Raw genomic sequence first — 3,079 nt, 5'->3', positions numbered from 1 at the left:
AGTCGACATTGTTGTTGTCTGACACTCCGCCTTCGCGAGCAGGCTCGCTCCCACAATGGTTCGAAGCGATCTGGACTATTGAGACATCGCGTCCTTTTTCATCGCATCCTTGGACATGGCGTCTTTTTTCATCCCGTCCTTGCTCATCGAATCCTTGGACATGCTGTCTTTCTTCATCGCGTCCTTGGACATGGCATCTTTTTTCATCGAGTCTTTCTGCATGGCGTCCTTGGACATTGCGTCTTTGCTCATGCTGTCGTTGCTCATGGCATCGGCAGCAAAGACACTGGCGGCTCCCATTGCCAGGCACATCGACAGAACGGCGGTGGCTATCTTTTTCATGATGTAACTCCTTGAAGCTCAGTTTGCGGGTGTATGAACGAACCAGGCGCCGTCAGCTGCCACCGAACCAGTTGTAGCCCTGGTCTTCCCAGTAGCCACCGCTGTAGGTGTTGCTGACGAAAATCGCCTGGATGTGTTTGGGGTTCTTGTAGCCGAGCTTGGTGGGCATGCGCAGCTTCATCGGGAAGCCATACTCGCGCGGCAGTACCGCGCCGTCCCAGGTCAGTGCCAACAGGGTTTGCGCATGCAACGCGGTGGCCATGTCAATGCTGGTGTAGTAATCGTCGGCGCACTTGAAGCCGACGTATTTGGCATCGGTGTCGGCGCCGATACGCTTGAGGAAGTCACTGAAGCGCACGCCGCCCCAGCGTCCGATTGCGCTCCAGCCTTCGACGCAAATGTGCCGGGTGATCTGTTCGGTCTGTGCCATGGCCCGCAACTCGTCGAGGCGCCAGCTGCGCTTGTCCGCGACCAGGCCTGTGACTTCCAGGCGAAAACTCTCCTCCTCCACCGTCGGCGCATCCTCGATGCCGTAGAACGCATTGAAGGGAAACGGCCGGGTGATCATCGACGCCGGATAGGTCGGCGCCATGGCATTGGGGTTGAACAGCCAGCCCTGCACCCGATCGTTGAAGCGCGACATGGATGACAACGCGGTCTCGACGCTGTCGCTGTCGGTCAGGTTGCAACCGGACAACATGGCTACGCCACCCAGGGTCAAGCCACGCAGCAGAAACGAGCGACGGGAGCGGTCCTCGATCTGCGGCGCGAGGATTTTCCGGGCGTCGGTCAGGATGGACGACTCGTCCAGTCCGGAGTCTCGAATGGGCTTTTTCATACGTGCTCCTTACGACCGGCGATCATGGCCAGCAGTGTTTTTGGAACCAGCGCGACCATCAGCAGATGCACCGCCACGAACGCCACCAAAAGCGCCATCGCAATGAAGTGCACATGCCGCGCGGCTTCGTAACCGCCCATCAGTTCACGCAACAACGGGAACTGCACCGACTTCCACAACACCAGGCCGGAGATCACCAGCAATGTGATGTCGACCATCACGAACAGGTACGCGACTCGTTGCACCTGGTTGTAATGGCTCATGTCGGCATGGCCGAGCTTTCCGCGCATTGCAGCCCACAGGTCATGCAGCACGCCTTTGGGCGAGACCGGGAAAAACCGTCGTTTGAGACGCCCACTGAGCAGGTTGATGAGCAGATAGACGAGGCCGTTGATCGCCAGCAACCACATCGCCGCGAAGTGCCATTGCAAGGCACCGCCGAGCCAGCCGCCGAGGGTGATCGATTTCGGGAAGCTGAAATCGTAAAGCGGCGAGGCGTTGTAGATGCGCCAGCCGCTGGTGACCATCACCAGCACCGCCAGGGCGTTCAGCCAATGGGTGAGCCTCAGCCAGCGAGGGTGGCTGGCCTTGGGTGAAGCAGTTGACTGCGACATGTCCGGCTCCCGGTGGTTGTTCGTTAGGGCCGAGTATGGGCAGCCGGAGATCGCCAAATCCTCACGTAAAGTTAAATTAATCGTGATAACTCGCAGCCCGAGAAAAACTGTGGAAGACCCTGTGGGAGCGAGCCTGCTCGCGAAGACGGAGTGTCAGACAATGCTTATGCACCTGACACAACGCCTTCGTCGGAACGCCGCCCGGAGCCGGCTCGCTCCCACAGGGTTTTGTGTCGTCCACCAATGGCGCGAGTATGGTTAAATGCCGCCCCCTGAAACTGCCGACCCAGACCGATGAACCCTGACGCCCTCACCACCCTCCACGAACACCTGCTGACCGCCCTGGCAGCCGCCCCTGCCGAAACCCGCCGCCTGTTCCACGGTCGTGGTCGCTGCTGGCCAGGGCTGGAGCAAGTGACTGTCGACTGGTTGCAGGGCGTGTTATTGGTGGCGCTGTTCAAGGAGCCGGAGCCTTCGCAACTCGACGATTTGAAGCAGTTGCTGATGACGATCACCCAGTCAGCGCAGTGGGCACAATCGGGCGCGCATACCCTGTTGCTGCAACATCGCTACCTGCTGCAAAGCACCACCGAATGGCTGCTCGGGGAAGAAATCGACGAATTGACCATTACCGAGGGCGGGCTGAAATACCGGGTGGATCTGGGTCGCAAGCAGAACACCGGTCTGTTCCTCGACATGCGCTACGGTCGCGACTGGGTGCGGGCCAATGCCGAGGGCAAACGGGTGCTGAACCTGTTCGCCTACACCTGCGGTTTTTCGGTGGCAGCCATCGAAGGTGGCGCGACCCACGTGGTCAATCTGGACATGTCCAGCCCGGCCCTGAGCCGTGGCCGCGACAACCACCGGCTCAACGGACATGACCTGGGCAAGGTCACATTTCTCGGTCACGACCTGTTCAAGTCCTGGGGCAAGGTGATCGGCAAGGGCCCGTACGATCTGGTGATCATCGACCCGCCCTCGTTTCAGAAAGGCAGCTTCCTGCTGACCAAGGATTACCAGCGCGTGCTGCGCCGCCTCCCGGAGCTGCTCAGCCCGCAAGGCACGGTACTGGCGTGCATGAACGACCCGGCATTCGGTGCGGACTTCCTCATCGAAGGTGTGACCCGTGAAGCGCCGAGCCTGCGCTTCGAGCAGCGGCTGGACAATCCGCCGGAGTTTCCGGATGCGGACATCGAGTGCGGGTTGAAGGCTCTGGTGTTTCGGCAGTAAGACCGAATCACCCCCTTCGCGAGCAGGCTCGCTCCCACAGTTGAAATGCATTCCA

At 59.9% G+C, this 3,079-nt stretch carries 4 protein-coding genes; 1 reads left to right on the top strand and 3 read right to left on the bottom strand.

Annotated features, from left to right (window positions below; all coding sequences use genetic code 11):
- Positions 1–75: 75 nt before the first annotated feature.
- From ACW9HW_RS29625 to ACW9HW_RS29615, 3 genes are read right to left on the bottom strand one after another with little or no spacing between them, the layout of a single operon-like run.
- Entirely contained in the window at positions 76–342 is a 267-nt protein-coding gene (locus ACW9HW_RS29625) for a pentapeptide MXKDX repeat protein (RefSeq protein ID WP_457402880.1), read from the bottom strand.
- A gap of 52 nt (positions 343–394) precedes the next feature.
- A complete protein-coding gene (locus ACW9HW_RS29620; protein ID WP_457402879.1) occupies positions 395–1,180 on the bottom strand; it encodes a molybdopterin-dependent oxidoreductase in 786 nt (261 codons plus the stop codon).
- Positions 1,177–1,794: a cytochrome b/b6 domain-containing protein gene (locus tag ACW9HW_RS29615; protein WP_095192578.1), complete on the bottom strand. Its 618-nt coding sequence runs from the start codon at positions 1,792–1,794 to the stop codon at positions 1,177–1,179. Before ACW9HW_RS29615 ends, ACW9HW_RS29620 begins: the two co-directional genes overlap by 4 nt.
- Positions 1,795–2,088: 294 nt before the next feature.
- Here ACW9HW_RS29615 and ACW9HW_RS29610 point away from each other — a divergent pair, with 294 nt between their 5' ends.
- The gene (locus ACW9HW_RS29610) at positions 2,089–3,024 is read left to right on the top strand and encodes a class I SAM-dependent methyltransferase (protein WP_095192579.1); all 936 of its coding nucleotides are present in this window, start codon (positions 2,089–2,091) and stop codon (positions 3,022–3,024) included.
- Positions 3,025–3,079: the final 55 nt, after the last annotated feature.

The organism is Pseudomonas sp. SDO5532_S415, from assembly GCF_054071155.1.
This window is presented reverse-complemented; position numbering and strand designations above follow the sequence as displayed.

Excerpts from the sequence above, each read along its gene's own strand:
- ACW9HW_RS29610 (WP_095192579.1), top strand. The coding sequence starts at position 2,089 with ATGAACCCTGACGCCCTCACCACCCTCCACGAACACCTGCTGACCGCC.
- ACW9HW_RS29625 (WP_457402880.1), bottom strand. The coding sequence starts at position 342 with ATGAAAAAGATAGCCACCGCCGTTCTGTCGATGTGCCTGGCAATGGGA.
- ACW9HW_RS29615 (WP_095192578.1), bottom strand. The coding sequence starts at position 1,794 with ATGTCGCAGTCAACTGCTTCACCCAAGGCCAGCCACCCTCGCTGGCTG.
- ACW9HW_RS29620 (WP_457402879.1), bottom strand. The coding sequence starts at position 1,180 with ATGAAAAAGCCCATTCGAGACTCCGGACTGGACGAGTCGTCCATCCTG.